Origin of the sequence: Pedobacter mendelii (genome assembly GCF_014635725.1) — a bacterium.
Taxonomy (GTDB): Bacteria; Bacteroidota; Bacteroidia; order Sphingobacteriales; family Sphingobacteriaceae; genus Pedobacter; species Pedobacter mendelii.
The window spans coordinates 272,781-289,388 of sequence record NZ_BMDJ01000004.1 but is presented as its reverse complement, the minus strand read 5'-3'; the positions used below and the strand labels follow the sequence as shown (position 1 = coordinate 289,388).

General features: G+C 33.3%; 15 protein-coding genes. 6 read left to right on the top strand and 9 right to left on the bottom strand.

Features of this window, described 5'->3' with window-relative positions:
• The gene (gene dinB, locus IEV50_RS09360; RefSeq protein WP_188413412.1) at window positions 1–1,284 is read right to left on the bottom strand and encodes a DNA polymerase IV; all 1,284 of its coding nucleotides are present in this window, start codon (window positions 1,282–1,284) and stop codon (window positions 1–3) included.
• A 297-nt stretch (window positions 1,285–1,581) separates the two neighbouring features.
• On the opposite strand from dinB, the gene IEV50_RS09355 reads away from it, so the two are divergent.
• Both IEV50_RS09355 and IEV50_RS09350 read left to right on the top strand, forming a co-directional pair.
• Window positions 1,582–2,142, top strand: a complete 561-nt coding sequence (locus IEV50_RS09355) for a YciE/YciF ferroxidase family protein (RefSeq protein ID WP_188413405.1) — start codon at window positions 1,582–1,584, stop codon at window positions 2,140–2,142.
• Window positions 2,143–2,273: 131 nt separating this feature from the next.
• Complete coding sequence (locus IEV50_RS09350) at window positions 2,274–2,468, top strand: hypothetical protein (protein WP_188413402.1); 195 nt, start codon at window positions 2,274–2,276, stop codon at window positions 2,466–2,468.
• Between the two features lie 58 nt (window positions 2,469–2,526).
• Here the strand turns inward: IEV50_RS09350 and IEV50_RS09345 are convergent, their stop codons facing one another.
• From IEV50_RS09345 to proS, 5 genes are all read right to left on the bottom strand, one after another.
• Window positions 2,527–3,174, bottom strand: a complete 648-nt coding sequence (locus tag IEV50_RS09345) for a response regulator (RefSeq protein WP_188413400.1) — start codon at window positions 3,172–3,174, stop codon at window positions 2,527–2,529.
• Between the two features lie 317 nt (window positions 3,175–3,491).
• Window positions 3,492–4,106 (bottom strand): Crp/Fnr family transcriptional regulator, encoded by a 615-nt coding sequence (locus tag IEV50_RS09340; RefSeq protein WP_188413397.1) that lies wholly within the window; start codon window positions 4,104–4,106, stop codon window positions 3,492–3,494.
• Between the two features lie 114 nt (window positions 4,107–4,220).
• The gene (locus tag IEV50_RS09335) at window positions 4,221–5,072 is read right to left on the bottom strand and encodes a TIGR02757 family protein (protein WP_188413395.1); all 852 of its coding nucleotides are present in this window, start codon (window positions 5,070–5,072) and stop codon (window positions 4,221–4,223) included.
• A 76-nt stretch (window positions 5,073–5,148) separates the two neighbouring features.
• On the bottom strand, window positions 5,149–6,288 hold the full coding sequence (locus IEV50_RS09330) for a cystathionine gamma-synthase (RefSeq protein WP_188413393.1): 1,140 nt from the start codon (window positions 6,286–6,288) through the stop codon (window positions 5,149–5,151).
• 181 nt (window positions 6,289–6,469) lie between these two features.
• Entirely contained in the window at window positions 6,470–7,942 is a 1,473-nt protein-coding gene (proS, locus tag IEV50_RS09325) for a proline--tRNA ligase (protein ID WP_188413391.1), read from the bottom strand.
• A gap of 185 nt (window positions 7,943–8,127) precedes the next feature.
• Between proS and IEV50_RS19750 the strand changes: the two genes are divergently transcribed.
• Both IEV50_RS19750 and IEV50_RS09315 read left to right on the top strand, forming a co-directional pair.
• A complete protein-coding gene (locus tag IEV50_RS19750; RefSeq protein WP_188413389.1) occupies window positions 8,128–9,093 on the top strand; it encodes a hypothetical protein in 966 nt (321 codons plus the stop codon).
• A 19-nt stretch (window positions 9,094–9,112) separates the two neighbouring features.
• Complete coding sequence (locus IEV50_RS09315; protein WP_188413387.1) at window positions 9,113–10,642, top strand: OmpP1/FadL family transporter; 1,530 nt, start codon at window positions 9,113–9,115, stop codon at window positions 10,640–10,642.
• A 134-nt stretch (window positions 10,643–10,776) separates the two neighbouring features.
• Here the strand turns inward: IEV50_RS09315 and IEV50_RS09310 are convergent, their stop codons facing one another.
• Both IEV50_RS09310 and IEV50_RS09305 read right to left on the bottom strand, forming a co-directional pair.
• Window positions 10,777–12,612, bottom strand: coding sequence for a UbiD family decarboxylase (locus IEV50_RS09310; RefSeq protein WP_188413385.1), 1,836 nt, complete (start codon window positions 12,610–12,612; stop codon window positions 10,777–10,779).
• A 98-nt stretch (window positions 12,613–12,710) separates the two neighbouring features.
• Window positions 12,711–13,190, bottom strand: a complete 480-nt coding sequence (locus tag IEV50_RS09305; protein WP_188413383.1) for a Dps family protein — start codon at window positions 13,188–13,190, stop codon at window positions 12,711–12,713.
• 281 nt (window positions 13,191–13,471) lie between these two features.
• On the opposite strand from IEV50_RS09305, the gene IEV50_RS09300 reads away from it, so the two are divergent.
• Complete coding sequence (locus tag IEV50_RS09300) at window positions 13,472–15,007, top strand: LysM peptidoglycan-binding domain-containing protein (protein WP_188413381.1); 1,536 nt, start codon at window positions 13,472–13,474, stop codon at window positions 15,005–15,007.
• Window positions 15,000–15,644: a uridine kinase family protein gene (locus IEV50_RS09295; RefSeq protein WP_188413689.1), complete on the top strand. Its 645-nt coding sequence runs from the start codon at window positions 15,000–15,002 to the stop codon at window positions 15,642–15,644. The genes IEV50_RS09300 and IEV50_RS09295 overlap by 8 nt, the downstream gene beginning before the upstream one ends.
• Window positions 15,645–15,821: 177 nt before the next feature.
• On the opposite strand, the gene IEV50_RS09290 is transcribed toward IEV50_RS09295, so the two are convergent.
• Window positions 15,822–16,484: a CoA transferase subunit B gene (locus IEV50_RS09290; protein WP_188413379.1), complete on the bottom strand. Its 663-nt coding sequence runs from the start codon at window positions 16,482–16,484 to the stop codon at window positions 15,822–15,824.
• Window positions 16,485–16,608: the final 124 nt, after the last annotated feature.

Below are 16,608 nucleotides of genomic sequence, written 5' to 3'. Positions count from 1 at the left end.
CTAACTATCAGTTGATTTATTTACGGACGATATATCAGAATTAATAAAAGTTCTTATCCGTGATTTCTTTCTTTCCTCTTCAGTTTTTTTACGAGGATTGTATTTAATTATTCTATTTTTTTCATCTTTAGATGGAGGTGCAACAATACAAGCTTTTACTACCGATTCTACGCCGTAATGTTGACGTACTTTGTCCATTGCCTGATACAAATCGTATTCTTCTTCTGAAGTATGGTATAGGCCAATTTGTTCAAAACCGCTAACCAAATGAGAAAGTTTAACACCAATTAGCCGCAATAGCATACGTTTACTATACAATTTCTTAAATAAATCGTGCGCCTTTAGTATTAAAAAAGAATCTAAAGCCGTGTAAGGAATTCGAGCTTGTTGTGTTACGGTTTCGAAATTAGAATAACGTATAGTAACTGTTATACATGCGGTTAATTTTTGTTGGCTCCTAAGATCGAATGTTAAATTAGTAACCATGCCCGTAAGTATGGCTTTCATTTTACTAATGTCCATACTATCACTTTCAAAAGTAGTTTGTGTACCGATCGATTTTCTCTCCCGATAAGGAACAACAGGTGAAAGATCTATACCGTTAGCTTTTTGCCAGAGACTTAAACCATGATCACCTAAAATTTTAAACATCAGTTCTTGAGGGATGTCAGCCAGCGTTTGAATTTTTCTAACACCCATTTCACTTAATTTTCGATAAGTTGCATTGCCGATACCAGGAATCTTATTTACTGTTAAGGGATTTAAAAAAGAACGAACTTCATGAAAAGGAATTTCAAGCTCACCGTTCGGTTTACACTCATTTGTACCTACTTTGGCAACAGTTTTATTTACAGATAAACCAAAAGAGATAGGCAAACCCATTTCTTTAATAATGGTTTGTCTTAATTCTGAAGCGAATTTCATGCAACCGAAAAAACGATCCATTCCAGACATATCTATATAATGTTCATCAATACTTGCTTTTTCAAATAATGGAACACGTTGGGTTATAATCTCGGTAATTTCGTGTGATGCTTTTGAATACTCATCCATATTTCCTTTTAAAAAAATAGCTTCAGGACAAAGCATTTTTGCTGTTCGAGCGGGCATGGCAGAATGGATTCCAAATTTACGGGCTTCGTAACTACAAGATGCAACCACACCTCTATCAGAACTTCCTCCAATAATTACAGGCTTACCAATAAGCTTCGAATTTTTTTTTACTTCGACAGATACAAAAAATGCATCCTGATCCATGTGAATAATATGCCTGTCTTTATTCATAACCAAATAATTAATTAAGCAATTTTAAACTAAAATTATTAGTATTTTAATTTATTAACATTTTATTTATTAACAAATTACTAACATTATTAGTTTTAAAATAGGCTTTTTATTCGATTTTCAGTTGGAAAATCATCCTTTAATAGTAGTTTGAAATTTTATTTTAACTTAAAATCACATAAACCAACATTAGTGTATTAATACTTTTAAATACCGTATAAAAACAAAAATTTCCGAAAAACTTTAACGATTAGAGCATGTTATATTTTCAAATTAATCTTATAATACATCATTATCATGAAAACAGCAACAAAATCAACAACAGCCAAATCATCAAAAACTACAGGGAAAACGGGTAAAATGGAAAATTCTGAATTTCATAAATTTTTCGTTGATGAACTTAAAGATATTTATTGGGCTGAAAAGCATTTGGTAAAAGCCTTACCAAAAATGAAGAAAGCGGCAACCAGTGAAGCACTCGCAGCAGCATTTGAAAAGCATACAACTGAAACACAACAGCACATTGAGCGTTTGGAACAAGTTTTTGAATTATTGAGGGAAAAAGCAACAGCTAAAAAATGCGATGCTATGGCAGGTTTGCTAGAAGAAGCAAGCGGAATTATTGGAGATACGGATAAGGGTACCATGATTAGAGATGCAGGACTGATTCTGGCTGCACAAAAAGTAGAACATTATGAAATTGCTACCTATGGCACGCTTAGAACTTTTGCAGAAAATATGGGACATACGGATGTTCAGAATTTATTACAGCAAACTTTAGATAATGAAAAAGAAACTGACATTGCCCTAACTCAGGCCGCAGAAAGTTTCGTTAATGAAGAGGCCGCAGCTGAATAAATTTAATTCTTCATTTCTGACGTAATTAGGAATGAAGGCTTTTTTAAAATTATACTTAGCAAAGTATCATAAGCAATTTTTAAAAACTTTTAATTTTTTGGACTGTTCCACTAACTATAATTTAAATAGGTATGAAAAACGATAATCATAAAGAACCAAAAAATAAAGATCAATCAACTAGAAAAACTTCAGGAAATTCTAAAGAAAAGGTATCTTTTGATCAAAACGGAAAAGGAGCTTCAGAAAAGTATGGAGAAGCCGGCTCAACACCGAATGAAGCTGGAGATGAAAATGGTTTGGGAACTACTAATGAACATAAAAAATAGCAAAAAAAAGGAGTTTACCACTTAGGTAAACTCCTTTTCTGCTTCAAAATTAATAAAATTACTTTTCGTAAATACTCATTTTCTCCGCAAGCTCAATTATACTTTTAATTTTTAATTTCTGAAAAAGCCTTAATTTGTAAGTACTTACAGTTCCCATTTGTAGACTTAATTGATTAGAAATTTCTAAAACTCCAATTCCTTTTGTAAGTAATTCTGCAACTTCCAATTCCCGCCCAGACAGTTTCGTAAAAGGATTATCGGCATCGTTGCCTAATATGCTATTAAACATATTTTCCTTTACATTTCTACTTGAATACCTGCTTCCTGCTAAAATTGTTGTAATCGCGGTAACAATTTCAGATTCGTCAGCATTTTTAGTTAAATAACCTGATGCTCCTGCTTTTAGATATGGAACGGCATAAATGTTTTCATTCAAAGATGAAAACACTAAAATTTTAGCGTTGGGTTGTATTAGTTTTATCTGATCAATTACCTTCAAATTATTACCACCAGGTAAATTTACATCTATAATGATTAAACCCGGCGATTTTTCAGCTTCAACCAAAGTTTGTTCCATTGTTGATGAATTCAATATTTGAACTCCTGCCCAATAATCAGATATAAGGCTTTTTAAACCGCGTCGAATGATCTCATGATCATCGGCAATAAGTACCGAAAAAGTACTTACAATATTTTTAGTTTTCATTTTTTAGAATATAGGAATTTTGTTTATACTTACTTATACTGAAGAAAAGTTTTAAGCTGTAACAGACTTTCTAGTTTAATCAAGTTTGTATTTGTAAATGTACATATTTTATTAAATATGTACAAAATATTAATAACCATATAAATTCGAAAAAAACCTAAAAGTTGTAAAAAGTATTTGACATTTGTCATCAAAAGCGATGATATTAACGATATAGCTCAATGTGCTTTATTATTAAACCTATTTCATAAAACAAAAATCTAACTAAATATACAATAATGATCTTCGATTAGCTTTAAATACATACGAAATCAAAACTACATCTTCGCCCTAACCCTGCTTAATGTTTCTAACCTTATTGCAAGAAAAGAAGCAATATGTTTCAAAGAAACTCTATTGATTAAGTCGGGGAACGAAACTAAAAATCTTTTATATCTTTTTTCTGCTGAGGAAATACGACATAAGTAGGCTCGCTCTTCGGCAGAGCGATAATAAATTTCCATCATTTTACGACCAACTATATTTGCTTCGGGAAAATTTTCATATAAGTAATCTGAAAGTGCATGAGGAATTGCAATTAATTCTACATCTTCCAAAGCCTGAAGGTATTCTTCAGAATCTCCTTCTAACCATAAATTCCTTATCGTTCCTACTATTTCATTTTCTTTGGCTATCCAGGTAGTAATTTCTGTTTTGCCATCTTTAATATAACCTCTAACAACACCTTTAACGATTAAAAAAAGAAACTTATTCCTATCAATAGGAGAAATTATGAATTTATTTTTCTTAAAGCTTACCGGAAAAGTATGCTTATTTATGTAGTTCTCTATCTCTTCATTAAGTGGATTGAACTGCTTAAATACCAAAATTAAAGGCGAAGAGTTTTTATACATCTTCCACCTATCTTCATCAGATACGTTAACTGAAATCATAATATTAAAATAGGGAGTAGTAATATTTTCGCTAGTTAAAAGTATTACGATGTAAGTATAATGAGATTGATTTTAAAAAAGAAGTTATTTTAGTTTTTTAACAACTATATGTTGTTAAAAAACTTTTTCTACGCCCAAACCAAATAGTGCAAAATCGTATTTAACGGGATCAGAGTTATCAAATGATTTTAAATTTTGAGTTAATTCTAAAGCTGTTTGCCAATCCGTTTGTTTACGATTAATCAATCCAAGCAAACGACCTACTCTGTCTACATGAACATCGCAGGGACAAATCAGTTCAGAAGGCTTTAAAGCATTCCAAATTCCGAAATCGACCCCTTTATCATCATTGCGAACCATCCAACGTAAAAACATATTTAGGCGTTTGCACGTAGATTTTTGTTTAGGTGATGAAATGTGCTTTTTTGTACGATGAGGAAAATCTTCTAGCGAAAAAAAATAACTTCTAAAATGATTTAAGGCATGCTCAATGGTGAAATCTGGCTGAAGAGAAAGGCAAATTTCTGTAGAAAAATCAACATCATAATAATCTGATGTTAATTTGGCATATTCAGTTAAAGAAATATTTTGCTTAGTGACAAAAGCATTTTCTAAGCTAATGTGATTAGCATAATGAAATTTGAAAAATGATATAAAATAAAGCAAATCAGTATCGTTAAATGTTCTATGCTTAAAATCCAACAACCTTTTTAAGTCATTATCCTGGTGATTTAAAACAAAATCGAAAGGTGCATTATCCATTCTATTTAACAATTCCTTACACTTATTGATAATTGTTTTACGTTGCCCCCAAGCCAAAACTGCTGCAAAAAAACCTGCAATTTCGATGTCTTGCTTTTGAGTAAAAAGATGTGGAATGCAAATTGGATCATTCAGAATAAAATCTGGTCGATTATATTGATCTACTTTGGCATCAAGAAAATTTTTGAGATCTAAAAAATCCATTTATTATGCAAAAAATAGTCCGATGATTTAAATGGTTATTTACTATTTAAATCATCGGACTAAAGAAAAAAATATTTTACTTCAAAGCATTTTCCAAATCTTCAAGCAAATCTTCAATATCCTCTACACCAACACTTATACGTAGCAAATTATCTGTAACACCAACTTTTTCACGTTCTTCTTTTGGAATTGAACCATGAGTCATTGTTGCAGGATGGTTGATTAACGACTCTACACCACCTAATGATTCGGCCAAGGTAAAAACTTTAAAGCTAGATGAGATTCTAAAAGTTTCCTGCAAATCTGCTCCTTTTAAAGTAATGGAAATCATTCCGCCAAAGCCACGCATTTGCTTTTTAGCTATATCATGATTGGGATGATCTTCAAAACCCGGCCAGTAAATTTTATCTACTTTGGGATGATTTTTTAAGTAATGAGCAATTTTTTCTCCGTTTTCACAATGTGCTTTCATCCGAAGATGCAAAGTTTTTATGCCTCTTAAAACCAAAAATGCATCTTGTGGACCTGGCGTTGCGCCACATGCATTATAAATAAACCAAAGCTCTTTGTATAAAACTTCGTCATTTGTAACCAAGGCACCCATAACTACATCAGAGTGACCACCAATATATTTGGTAACCGAATGCATTACAATATCGGCACCTAAATCAATCGGGTTTTGTAAATATGGAGAAGCAAAAGTATTATCAACTGTTAAAATCAATTTTTTCTCTTTTGTAATTTTAGCAACGCCTTCAATATCGATAATCTGCATCGTTGGATTTGTTGGTGTTTCAATCCAAACCAATCTAGTTTTATCGTTAATATAGGGCAGCATATTCTCAGGCTTAGATAAATCTAAAAAGTGAAATTTGATGCCATACTTGGTGAAAATTTTGGTGAAAATCCTATAAGAACCTCCGTATAAATCGTTGCCTGTAATTACTTCATCGCCAGGTTGTAATAATTTTAAAACGGCATCAGTAGCACCCATTCCACTTGAAAAGGCTAAACCATATTTAGCATTCTCCAAAGCAGCTAAACAATCTTCTAATGCTTTACGTGTAGGATTTGTACCTCTTGAATATTCATAACCTTTATTATCGCCAGGAGATTTTTGCCAATATGTTGAAGTTTGATAAATAGGTGTCATTACTGCACCTGTTGTTGGATCAGGTTCTTGACCTGCATGTATAGCTTTTGTTGCGAATTTCATTTTAATAGTATCGAGATGTGAGTATCAAGTATCGAGATAAGATTTTTAGTACATCATCTTAACTCGACCTTTTTACATTAATATTTCATTTATAGTATCACGATGTGAGTATCAAATACCGAGATTACACTTTACCTTCTCAGCCTTAACCTCCATCTGTAACCTTAACTCAGTCTTAACCTTAGTAAGCCCTTGCAAACAACACCCTTTGCGTTGATGGCTTGCCAGAATAAATACAAACACCATCTTCCAGTTTGTTATCTAAAGGAATACAGCGAATTGTTGCTTTTGTTTCTTCTTTAATTTTTTGTTCCGTTTCTGGAGTTCCATCCCAGTGGGCAGAAATAAAACCTGTTTTTCCATCTAGTATCGATTTAAATTCTTCATAGCTATCTGCTTCAGTAATGTGTTCGTCTCTGTAAGCTAAAGCTTTATTAAACATCGCTTTCTGCATATCTTCCAATAGTTTAATGATATAAATATCTAATCCATCTTGCGGAATGGTTTGTTTAACCTTAGTATCTCTTCTAGCTACTTCAACTGTTTTATTTTCTAAATCTCTACCTCCTATTGCAATACGAATTGGAACACCTTTTAGCTCGTAATCAGCAAATTTAAAACCTGGTCGTTGCGTATCCCTGTCATCATATTTAATTGAAACACCTAAACCTTTTAACCTCATTGAAAGCTCATTTACATAAGCAGTAATTTTTGCTAAATCTTCATCACTTTTATAAATAGGAACAATTACAACTTGTATAGGTGCCAATTTTGGAGGAATAATCAAACCAGAATCATCACTATGTGCCATAACAAGTGCGCCCATTAATCGGGTAGAAACACCCCATGATGAAGCCCAAACGTGATCCAACTTTCCATCTTTACCCGTAAACTTAACATCAAAAGCTTTCGCAAAATTTTGACCTAAAAAGTGTGAAGTACCTGCCTGTAAAGCTTTTCCATCTTGCATTAAAGCCTCAATACAATACGTATCTAAAGCACCGGCAAAACGTTCATTTGCAGTTTTTTTACCTCTTATAACCGGAACGGCTAACCAGTTTTCGGCAAAATCAGCATAAATATGAAGCATACGTTCTGTTTCCTCAATGGCTTCCTGAGCAGTTGCATGAGCCGTATGGCCTTCTTGCCACAAAAATTCTGCAGTTCGTAAAAATAAACGGGTACGCATTTCCCAACGCACAACATTTGCCCACTGGTTGATTAGAATTGGTAAATCACGATAAGATTGTATCCAACCTCTATATGTATTCCAAATTATGGTTTCTGAAGTTGGACGAACAATTAATTCTTCCTCTAATTTTGCTGTTTCATCAACAATTATGTTTCCATTACCGTCATTTTTTAAACGATAGTGTGTAACTACGGCACATTCTGTCGCAAAGCCTTCTACGTGAGAAGCTTCCTTAGAAAAAAATGACTTAGGAATGAACAATGGAAAATAAGCATTTTGATGACCTGTATCTTTAAACATTTTATCTAATACTGCTTGCATTTTTTCCCATATAGCATAGCCATTTGGCTTAATAACCATACAACCTCTTACTGCTGAATGCTCTGCCAAATCGGCTTTTATAACAATATCATTATACCATTGTGAATAATCTGCTGCTCTGCTTGTAATTTCTTTGCTCATCTTATGTATTTGGAACGTAAATTGTGTGTTAAATAATGTGAAATTAAGCCACAAATTTATAAATTTATGCCTACAAAACGATTATCAACCAAAGTCATTAATTTTAAATGATAAATAGTTGATTATCGACATTTTTATAAATGTTGTTTTATAGTTTTTGACACACACAACTAAATATAAACACAATGAAACCATTAAAATTTTTACCCGTTATTATGATAGCAGCCGCAGTGCTGGTTGCATCATGCTCTACATCAAAAATGGCTTCTACCACCACCACTGATGATGTTTATAATACCGTGGCAAAAGCCAGAGAGGTAGAATATGTCGCTCCTGCTCCACAACAGCAGCAGCAACAAGCACAAAACAACCAGGAATATGATGAGTATTACGGAACTAGTAATCCTTATTACGATATGGATTATTCATCAAGAATAAATCGTTTCTATAATGGTTCTACATTTAGGGGCTACTACGACCCATATTATGATAATTATTATTACGGAAACAGTTATGGCAATTCAAACTTTTTAGGTTATGGTTTGGGTTGGAATAGTGGTTATGGTTTAGGCGGCTGGGGCGGTGGTTTCGGATATGGTTTAGGTTACGGAAGCATTTGGAATAATCCATACAATTATGGTTATTTTGGATATAGTCCTTACGGATTTGGGGGATGGGGTCCATACTCATATTACGATAGATTTGGTTGGGGCGGTGGCTTTTACGGTGGCGGCTATGGTATAGGTGGTGGATATTATGGTGGAGGCGTATATACTAACAATAATTATAGGCCAAGACCAGGAAGTAACGACAGAGGAGTTCCTAGAAGTACAAACGGAACTGTTGGAAATTTGGGGCGACCAAGTAGATCTGGTGTCAATAACTCTAATGGTTTAGCCACTCAGGGTTATAATCCAAGTAATAACAATGCCGGTAGACCAACAAGAATTCAGCAGTCTAACGGTTATTCACGACCTCAAGGAACTCAAAGCAGCAGACCTACAAGAAACGAAAATTATACTCCTCAACAACCTCAAAGACAAGAAAGCAGACCTACCTACTCCGCTCCATCAAATGGCGGTGGCAATAGCGGTTCATCAGGAAGTAGTTCTGGAGGTGGCTCAAGACCATCTAGAGCTGGAAGAGGGTAATTACTTACATACACATTAAATGAAAAAATACATTTTAAGTTCCATAATAGCTATAGTAGCTACTATGGGAACAGCATATGCTCAGAGTTATGCTCCCGATGCCTTTCGTTTTTCTCAAACAAATTACGGTAGTTCTGCAAGATTTAAAGGTATGGGCGGTGCCCAGATTGGTGTAGGCGGCGATATTGGCTCTATAAATGCTAATCCTGCAGGTTTAGGTCTATTTACTAAATCTGAATTCAGTATTACTCCCGAATTTAATTCTGTTTCTAATCAAAGTTCATATTTGGGAAATGATACAAAAGCCAATAAAAGCCAGATTAATCTAAATAATATTGGAGTTGTTTTTTACAGTCCAGCGTCAAAAATAAAGGGATCGGATTTGAACAAAGGTTTAGTTAGCACAGTATTTGGGGTAAGCTATACCAGAAACAATGATTTTTTAAATAATATAGATTATAACGGAACTAATGCCAATAGTTCGATCAGAGATTCATACGTCGACCAGGCTAATAATTTTGGAATTGAAAATTCTGTAGCAGGTGATGCTTACAATAGTTATTTGATTAATAAAAATGCTACCAATTATCCAAATAGATTTTCTGCTGAACCTTATAATAATGCAAATTTCAAACAAAATTGGATTGAAACAAGATTAGGCTCTACTTCTGAATTTAATATTGCTGGAGCTTTAAATTTTTCAAATAAATTATATTTAGGTGCTACTGCCAGTTTTGTTAATGTAAATTATACTAGCGATGCAATATTTACTGAAAGTGGTATTGTGAATTCTTTTGATGATCAATTAGCAGTTCCTGCTTATACAGGAAATGAAAATTATACTCTTAATCAATCTAGATATCAAGAGACAAAGGGTGGTGGCTTCAATTTAAAATTAGGAATGATTTTTAGACCTGTTAGCGAACTTAGAATAGGCATAAATTTTCAAACACCTACGTGGATGAATATACAAGATGGCACAACAGAAACATTACAAGCTAGTCTATCAGGTAATTCAAATAACGCAGCTACAACATCTAACAACCCGAGTAAATATTATGATTTTAGCTACAATTTAAGAACTCCACTAAAAGCATCAGCAGGATTAAGTTACATTATTGGTGGAACAGCATTAATATCTGCAGATGTAGATTATATTGATTACGCCTCAATGCAATTTTCATCAGATAATGGCTCTAGTCCTTCAACAATTAGTGATAATAATGCTTTTATAAAAGCATCATATAAAGAAGCTATAAATTACAGAGTTGGAGCAGAATTTAAAGTTAGCCCTGAAATTAGTTTAAGAGGTGGCTATGGCGTAAATGGAAACGGCATTAAAGGTGGCGACAATTCATTCTACCAAGGCCAATATTATACAGGAGGTATCGGTTACCGTGTTGATAACTATTATTTTGATTTAGCTTACCAAAACTATAAAACTAACTTTAATTCTAGTCCCTATTTATTAGATGACTTTTCAGAACCTGTTGCCGATATAAAAAGTAATAGAAACAACGTATTTTTAACATTCGGAGTTAAATTTTAAAAATAACAAATTATAATATATGTAGTCCCGACATAAAAATCGGGACTTTTTTATTGCCTTTTAATATCGATTGTTATTACTATTTAAACCACTAATTTTTCTATTCTCCGCGAAATAACTAGTTTAAATTTCAACTAAAAAATTCGTTGTAATTCCCCATGTTCCTTAACCATTTCATCAACCTTCGCCTCTACCACTGCATCCTTAATTAATTCAGGCGCATGATGTGGTTTTTTCCTCGCATCTATAATTAATGAACCTTTACACCCCCAATGTTTGTTGATGGTAAAATCATTTATACCATAAATATCTGCAGCAGGATTGCTTCTAGTGAATGTAACCCAAACTATATTATTAATACTTTTTGCAGTAAACTTTGCGTCATCGCACAACACGATTAAAGGTAGTCCTGATAAATCTACATCTCTTAATGCAATATTTAACAAGGCAATCTCTGCGGCTGTTTTCTCTGCATTTTTGTAAGGTTCGGCTTGTAATGTAAAAACACCTGGAATTGCGATTTCTGCATTTTTAAATCCATCTGGAAAACTCAAATTCTCAGAAAGTTTATCCCAAAGCTTTCTTTTTATACCTCCAGCGGCAGCAAAAACAACCTTAGAACCACTATTTAAACCATCGCCGCTATAATCTAGCGTATCAATCGTTGTGTTTGTATAAAAGTGCAAATCTGTTTTAAAATCTATTCTCTCTAATATGTGTTGCAAGAATTCAGACACATGATGTGTACTTAAGTTTTCATCATCCTCACGAGCAGCAATAAATAGATATTTCGCAAGACTTAATTGGTTTTTACCCAAAATATGGTTGGCAATAGTTAAAATTTCCTGTGGTTTTCTTTCTTTTAGATAAGGGGTATAACGTTCACTTCCAATAGCAAATAGTAATGGGTGAACGCCTGCGGCATCAACGGCATGTACTTCTTTTAATCCATGAATTTCTTGTGGAATGGCTGAACCTGTAATCTCGTGAATTAAGGCACCAAAACTGGTATCTTCTTGTGGTGGCCGACCAACAACTGTAAATGACCAAATAGCATCCTTCTTGTGATAAACATTATGAACTTTCATCAAAGGGAATGGATGTGCCAAACTATAATAGCCCAGATGATCGCCAAAAGGTCCTTCAGATTTATTTTCATTAGGATAAACCATACCTGTGATGATGAAATCAGCATCTGCAGAAATACAAAAACCTTCATCATCATAGAAATACCTGAATCTTCTATCGCCTAAAGCACCTGCAAAAGTCATTTCAGATAAACCTTCGGGCAATGGCATAACAGCTGCCAAAGGATGCGAAGGCGGACCACCAACAAAAACACTAACTTTTAAAGGCTTGCCTAAAGCATTTGCCTTTGATTGATGAACCCCAATACCGCGATGAATTTGATAATGTAAGCCAATTTCTTTATCCTGAATGTAATCGTTTCCGCCAAGCTGAATTCTATACATACCCAAATTAGCATTTAAAATACCTGGTTTTTCTACATCTTCCGTGTAAACCTGAGGCATGGTTACAAATGGACCACCATCCATTGGCCAGTTTACAATTTGTGGTAATTTACTGATTGATGTTTTTAAAAATTTATTTTTTGCTGATGGTGTTTTTAATGGCAAAGCTGATAAAGCAGACATTGCAGAACCAACATATTTAAATGGGTTCTTTAAAGCTTTCATCGGATCGTTACGTAAAGAAACGAGTTGCTGCACTTTAGGCAGCGTATCTCTAAAAATGAATTTAGAGCGCTCTAACGTACCAAATAAATTAGAAAGCGCAGGAAAGGAACTGCCTTTAACATTTTCAAATAAAATTGCTGGTCCGTTATTTTCATAAACACGTAAATGAATAGTGGACATTTCCAGGTATGGATCTACTTCTTCTTTAATTCTGATTAAATGACCATGTTTTTCTAAATCATTAACACATTCTGCTAAACTTTTGTATGCCATATCCAAAGATATATATTTAGTATATCTGTAAAACAAAAAAGCCGTAGATATACAGCTTAAATGCTATATATCTACGGCTTTTTACAATTAAAAGATTATTATTTCTTTCCTGCGAAAGAGCGTAACATCCAAGTATTTTTTTCTTTGAATTGCATAAATTTATTTACCATATCATTGGTACCGTCATCGCCAGCTTGATCGGACGCTTCCATAACTTCTCTTTCAATTTCAATCAAAGTAGACATATCATCCAATAAGGCATCAACCATATCCAAATCTTTCATTCCAATGGTATTAACTTCTTTTATTTTCGATTCTTGAATGTAATCTGCGAAGCGGCTATGTGGTGGTTTACCCAAAGTTAAAACACGTTCTGCTATTTCATCAATTGTTAATTGAGCGTTGGTATATAGCTCTTCAAACTTAATGTGTAGCGTGAAAAAATTTTGTCCTTTAATATTCCAATGACAACCTCTTAACTTTTGATAATGAATATGGTAATTAGCGAGGTAGTCATTTAATAAATCCACAACTGGTTTAACTTCTTTCTCGTTTAAGCTGATTTCTTTAGCGTCCATTTTAATTTAATTTTGTGTTAAATATATGCCATTGTAACAAATTATTAAAAGAAAAGTTTCGCGTAAAACCGCATTTAAACAATACCTTATTTATCCTATCGTTTAATAAACGTGATTACATCGACGGATATAATTACAAGTATTTGTTTATTAATAAAATGAGGATTCAACTATACTAAAATCATTAAATAATCAACAGTGGCCTTCGTTTTAAAATCCTGTGGTTTTATAATATATTCGTATAATTGCTTCCCCTGATAAAATAATTTAGATAAAAATAAATGTATAAGATAGGCTTAACTGCTTTAGTTTTAATTGCTTTAAATGCAACAAATACTAAAGCAAACGCAGTGATCGACTCTATAGGAGTAGAAAATAATAACGGTAAAAAATTAATTATTCATCAAACAGCTACAAAAGATACCTATTATTCTATTGGAAGAAGATACAATGTTCAGCCAAAAGAAATCATGGCTTTTAATGAAAATAAATACCTAAAAATTGGTGTTATAATAAAAGTACCTACAAATATTCCTTTTATTTCTTCAGGAAATGATGTTCAGCGAACCGCTTCTACCTCAATAAATGTAAGCGAGCATATTGTAGTGCCAAAAGACAATTTGAATATGCTGGCCGAAAAGTATGGTACATCTATTAATGAATTAAAGGCATTAAATAATTTAACAAACAGTAATTTAAGAATTGGTCAAGTATTAAAAATTCCTGTAAAAAATGCTGAAAATTTACAAGTTCAAAACTCTACGGTACCTTTTGCATCAAAAGAGCAACAAAAACCTGTAGAACAAATTCCCGTTCAGCAAACTACTGATGCTGTTAGCCAAACATTGATAGAGCATGCTGTTCAACCGAAAGAATTTTTAGGCAAAATTGCAGAGAAATACGGAACAACGGTTGAAGAAATAAAGAAACTGAATAATCTTTCGGGGAATAACTTACGAATTGGTCAAAAATTAAAAATTCCTGCCACAAAAAATATCCAAGAAGATAAGGTTGTAACAACAGTAGAGACTGTTCAAATTGCAACAGAAGTTAAAGATGCTACAGGTACTCACACGGTAAAAAAAGGCGAAAGTATATTTAAAATCGCTCAGCAATATGGCATTACGGCATATCAAATCAGGCGTTTAAACAATTTAAGTGATAATACCCTAAATACTGGTCAGGTTTTGAAAATACCTACCGGGATTACAACCGAAATTCCTGTTGTTAAAGAGAAAACAGTAGAAGTTATTGTAAAAGATACTGCTACAAGCGAAGGTTTTCTTTACACAGTAGGAGCCGGAGAAACTATTTTTAATATTGCAAAGAAGTTTAATTTAACGGCTTATCAAATTAGAACGGCAAATAAACTAAACGATAATGCGATAGCAGTTGGTCAGAAGTTAATTATCCCAAAACCACCTGAACCAAAATCGGTTAATGATTTATCTAAGCAAGAACAAGAAGTAAATCCAGATAGTACAGCATTTAAAGACCCTAAACTCCGTGGCGCACCAAGTAAATATGGATTGAACCAAATTGAAGAAAAAGGAACGGCAGTTTCCATTACCGATGTAGATTTAGATGCGTCGAAAATGTTAGTTTTACACCGCACCGCCCCTATTGGTACGATAATTAAGTTAACCAACCCAATGACTAATCGTACTGCATTGGCAAAGGTTGTTGGTAAATTTACCGAGAACGAATCCACAAAAGATGTTATAATTGTAATGACTAAAGCTGTAGCCGACTCTTTGGGTGCTTTAGACAAAAGATTTTTTTGCAATTTAACGTACGGTGTACATGAGCTTGAATAAGAAACCATTTATAATTGGAATTGCCGGAGGAAGTGGTTCGGGCAAGACTTTTTTCTTAAACTGTTTCCTTCATCATTTTAAACAAGATGAGGTTACTTTAGTTTCTCAGGATGATTATTATATCCCTGCCGGAGATATGTCTCAAGAAGAAAACAAACTTTTTAATTTTGATTTACCATCAACAATCGATAGTCAGCAGTTTTTAAAAGACATTAAACAGCTCCTGGCGGGTGAAGTGGTCTACAAAAAAGAATACAATTTTAATAACCCTTTAGCCGTTGTTAAAATCCTAGAAATAAAATCAGCACCCATAATTATTGTTGAAGGATTATTTATTCTTCATTTTAAAGAAATAGCTGCATTATTGGATCACATGATTTTTGTTGATGCAGATGAGCAAGTTGCTCTTGATCGACGTGTAAAACGTGATGGTTTGGAACGCGGCTACCCGGAAGAAGATGTTTTATATAAATGGCATAATCATGTTGTACCGGCTTATAAAGAATATCTATTACCGTATAAAAATGATTGCCATAAAATTGTAATGAATAATACAAATGAACCCGATGAAATTATCACAATCACGGAAGACATTTCAAATAATTTAAGAAATAGTATTCTAGTTGATATAAATTAAAAAAAATGGAGACTTATGAAGATAAAAGATTTAGCTTTAATTCTTCATTACAAAAGTCTGTCTTTTATTGGCTCAAGGAATATTTGTTTAAAGCAGGAAAGATTTACTTAGTTGTGTTATGCTTCTTTCGCTATAACCAATTTAACCGCGTGATTTAAGTCCTAACGAATCAATAATTTAATCCAGTCGCATTTCCAGGATTTCCCCTTCTACAACCAATCTTCCTAAAGTAGATTGCCTAATAAAATCAACACTCACACCTGGGGCACGTTCTAAAAGTTTAAATCCACCTTCTGGCAGAATATCCAAAACGGCCAATTCTGTTACAACTTTTTTGATACATTTTATACCTGTTAAAGGCAAAGTACATTTTTGTAATAATTTACTTTCACCAGCTTTGTTTATATGCTGCATAGCAACAATGATATTTTTTGCCGATGCAACCAAATCCATCGCTCCGCCCATTCCTTTTACCATTTTGCCCGGAATTTTCCAGTTTGCTATGTCTCCGTTTTCAGATACTTCCATAGCACCCAATATGGTTAAATCAACTTTTTGAGCTCTAATCATTCCGAAACTCATCGCCGAATCGAATATTGATGAGCCTGGTAAAGTTGTTATCGTCTGTTTACCTGCATTAATTAAATCAGCATCTTCTTCTCCATCAAATGGAAATGGCCCCATACCTAATAAGCCATTTTCTGATTGTAAAACAATATTTATTCCTTGTGGAATATAATTTGCAACCAGTGTTGGAATTCCGATACCAAGGTTTACATAGTAACCATCTTTTATTTCTTTAGCAATACGTTGTGCGATTTCTTCTTTTGAAAATGCCATGTTTTTAAAAATGAGTGAATTAGTGAATTTTGAATGAGAGAATTAGTGAATTAGTGAATAAATAACATTAAATATTAAATGAAAGAGTATGAATGAGTGAATTTTGAATGAGAGAATTAGTAAA

Coding starts and splice junctions, on each gene's coding strand:
- IEV50_RS09335 (WP_188413395.1), bottom strand. CDS start 5,072: ATGGATTTTTTAGATCTCAAAAATTTTCTTGATGCCAAAGTAGATCAA.
- IEV50_RS19750 (WP_188413389.1), top strand. CDS start 8,128: ATGAAACCATTAAAATTTTTACCCGTTATTATGATAGCAGCCGCAGTG.
- IEV50_RS09345 (WP_188413400.1), bottom strand. CDS start 3,174: ATGAAAACTAAAAATATTGTAAGTACTTTTTCGGTACTTATTGCCGAT.
- dinB (WP_188413412.1), bottom strand. CDS start 1,284: ATGAATAAAGACAGGCATATTATTCACATGGATCAGGATGCATTTTTT.
- IEV50_RS09305 (WP_188413383.1), bottom strand. CDS start 13,190: ATGGACGCTAAAGAAATCAGCTTAAACGAGAAAGAAGTTAAACCAGTT.
- IEV50_RS09290 (WP_188413379.1), bottom strand. CDS start 16,484: ATGGCATTTTCAAAAGAAGAAATCGCACAACGTATTGCTAAAGAAATA.
- IEV50_RS09330 (WP_188413393.1), bottom strand. CDS start 6,288: ATGAAATTCGCAACAAAAGCTATACATGCAGGTCAAGAACCTGATCCA.
- IEV50_RS09315 (WP_188413387.1), top strand. CDS start 9,113: ATGAAAAAATACATTTTAAGTTCCATAATAGCTATAGTAGCTACTATG.
- IEV50_RS09340 (WP_188413397.1), bottom strand. CDS start 4,106: ATGATTTCAGTTAACGTATCTGATGAAGATAGGTGGAAGATGTATAAA.
- IEV50_RS09350 (WP_188413402.1), top strand. CDS start 2,274: ATGAAAAACGATAATCATAAAGAACCAAAAAATAAAGATCAATCAACT.
- proS (WP_188413391.1), bottom strand. CDS start 7,942: ATGAGCAAAGAAATTACAAGCAGAGCAGCAGATTATTCACAATGGTAT.
- IEV50_RS09300 (WP_188413381.1), top strand. CDS start 13,472: ATGTATAAGATAGGCTTAACTGCTTTAGTTTTAATTGCTTTAAATGCA.
- IEV50_RS09355 (WP_188413405.1), top strand. CDS start 1,582: ATGAAAACAGCAACAAAATCAACAACAGCCAAATCATCAAAAACTACA.
- IEV50_RS09310 (WP_188413385.1), bottom strand. CDS start 12,612: ATGGCATACAAAAGTTTAGCAGAATGTGTTAATGATTTAGAAAAACAT.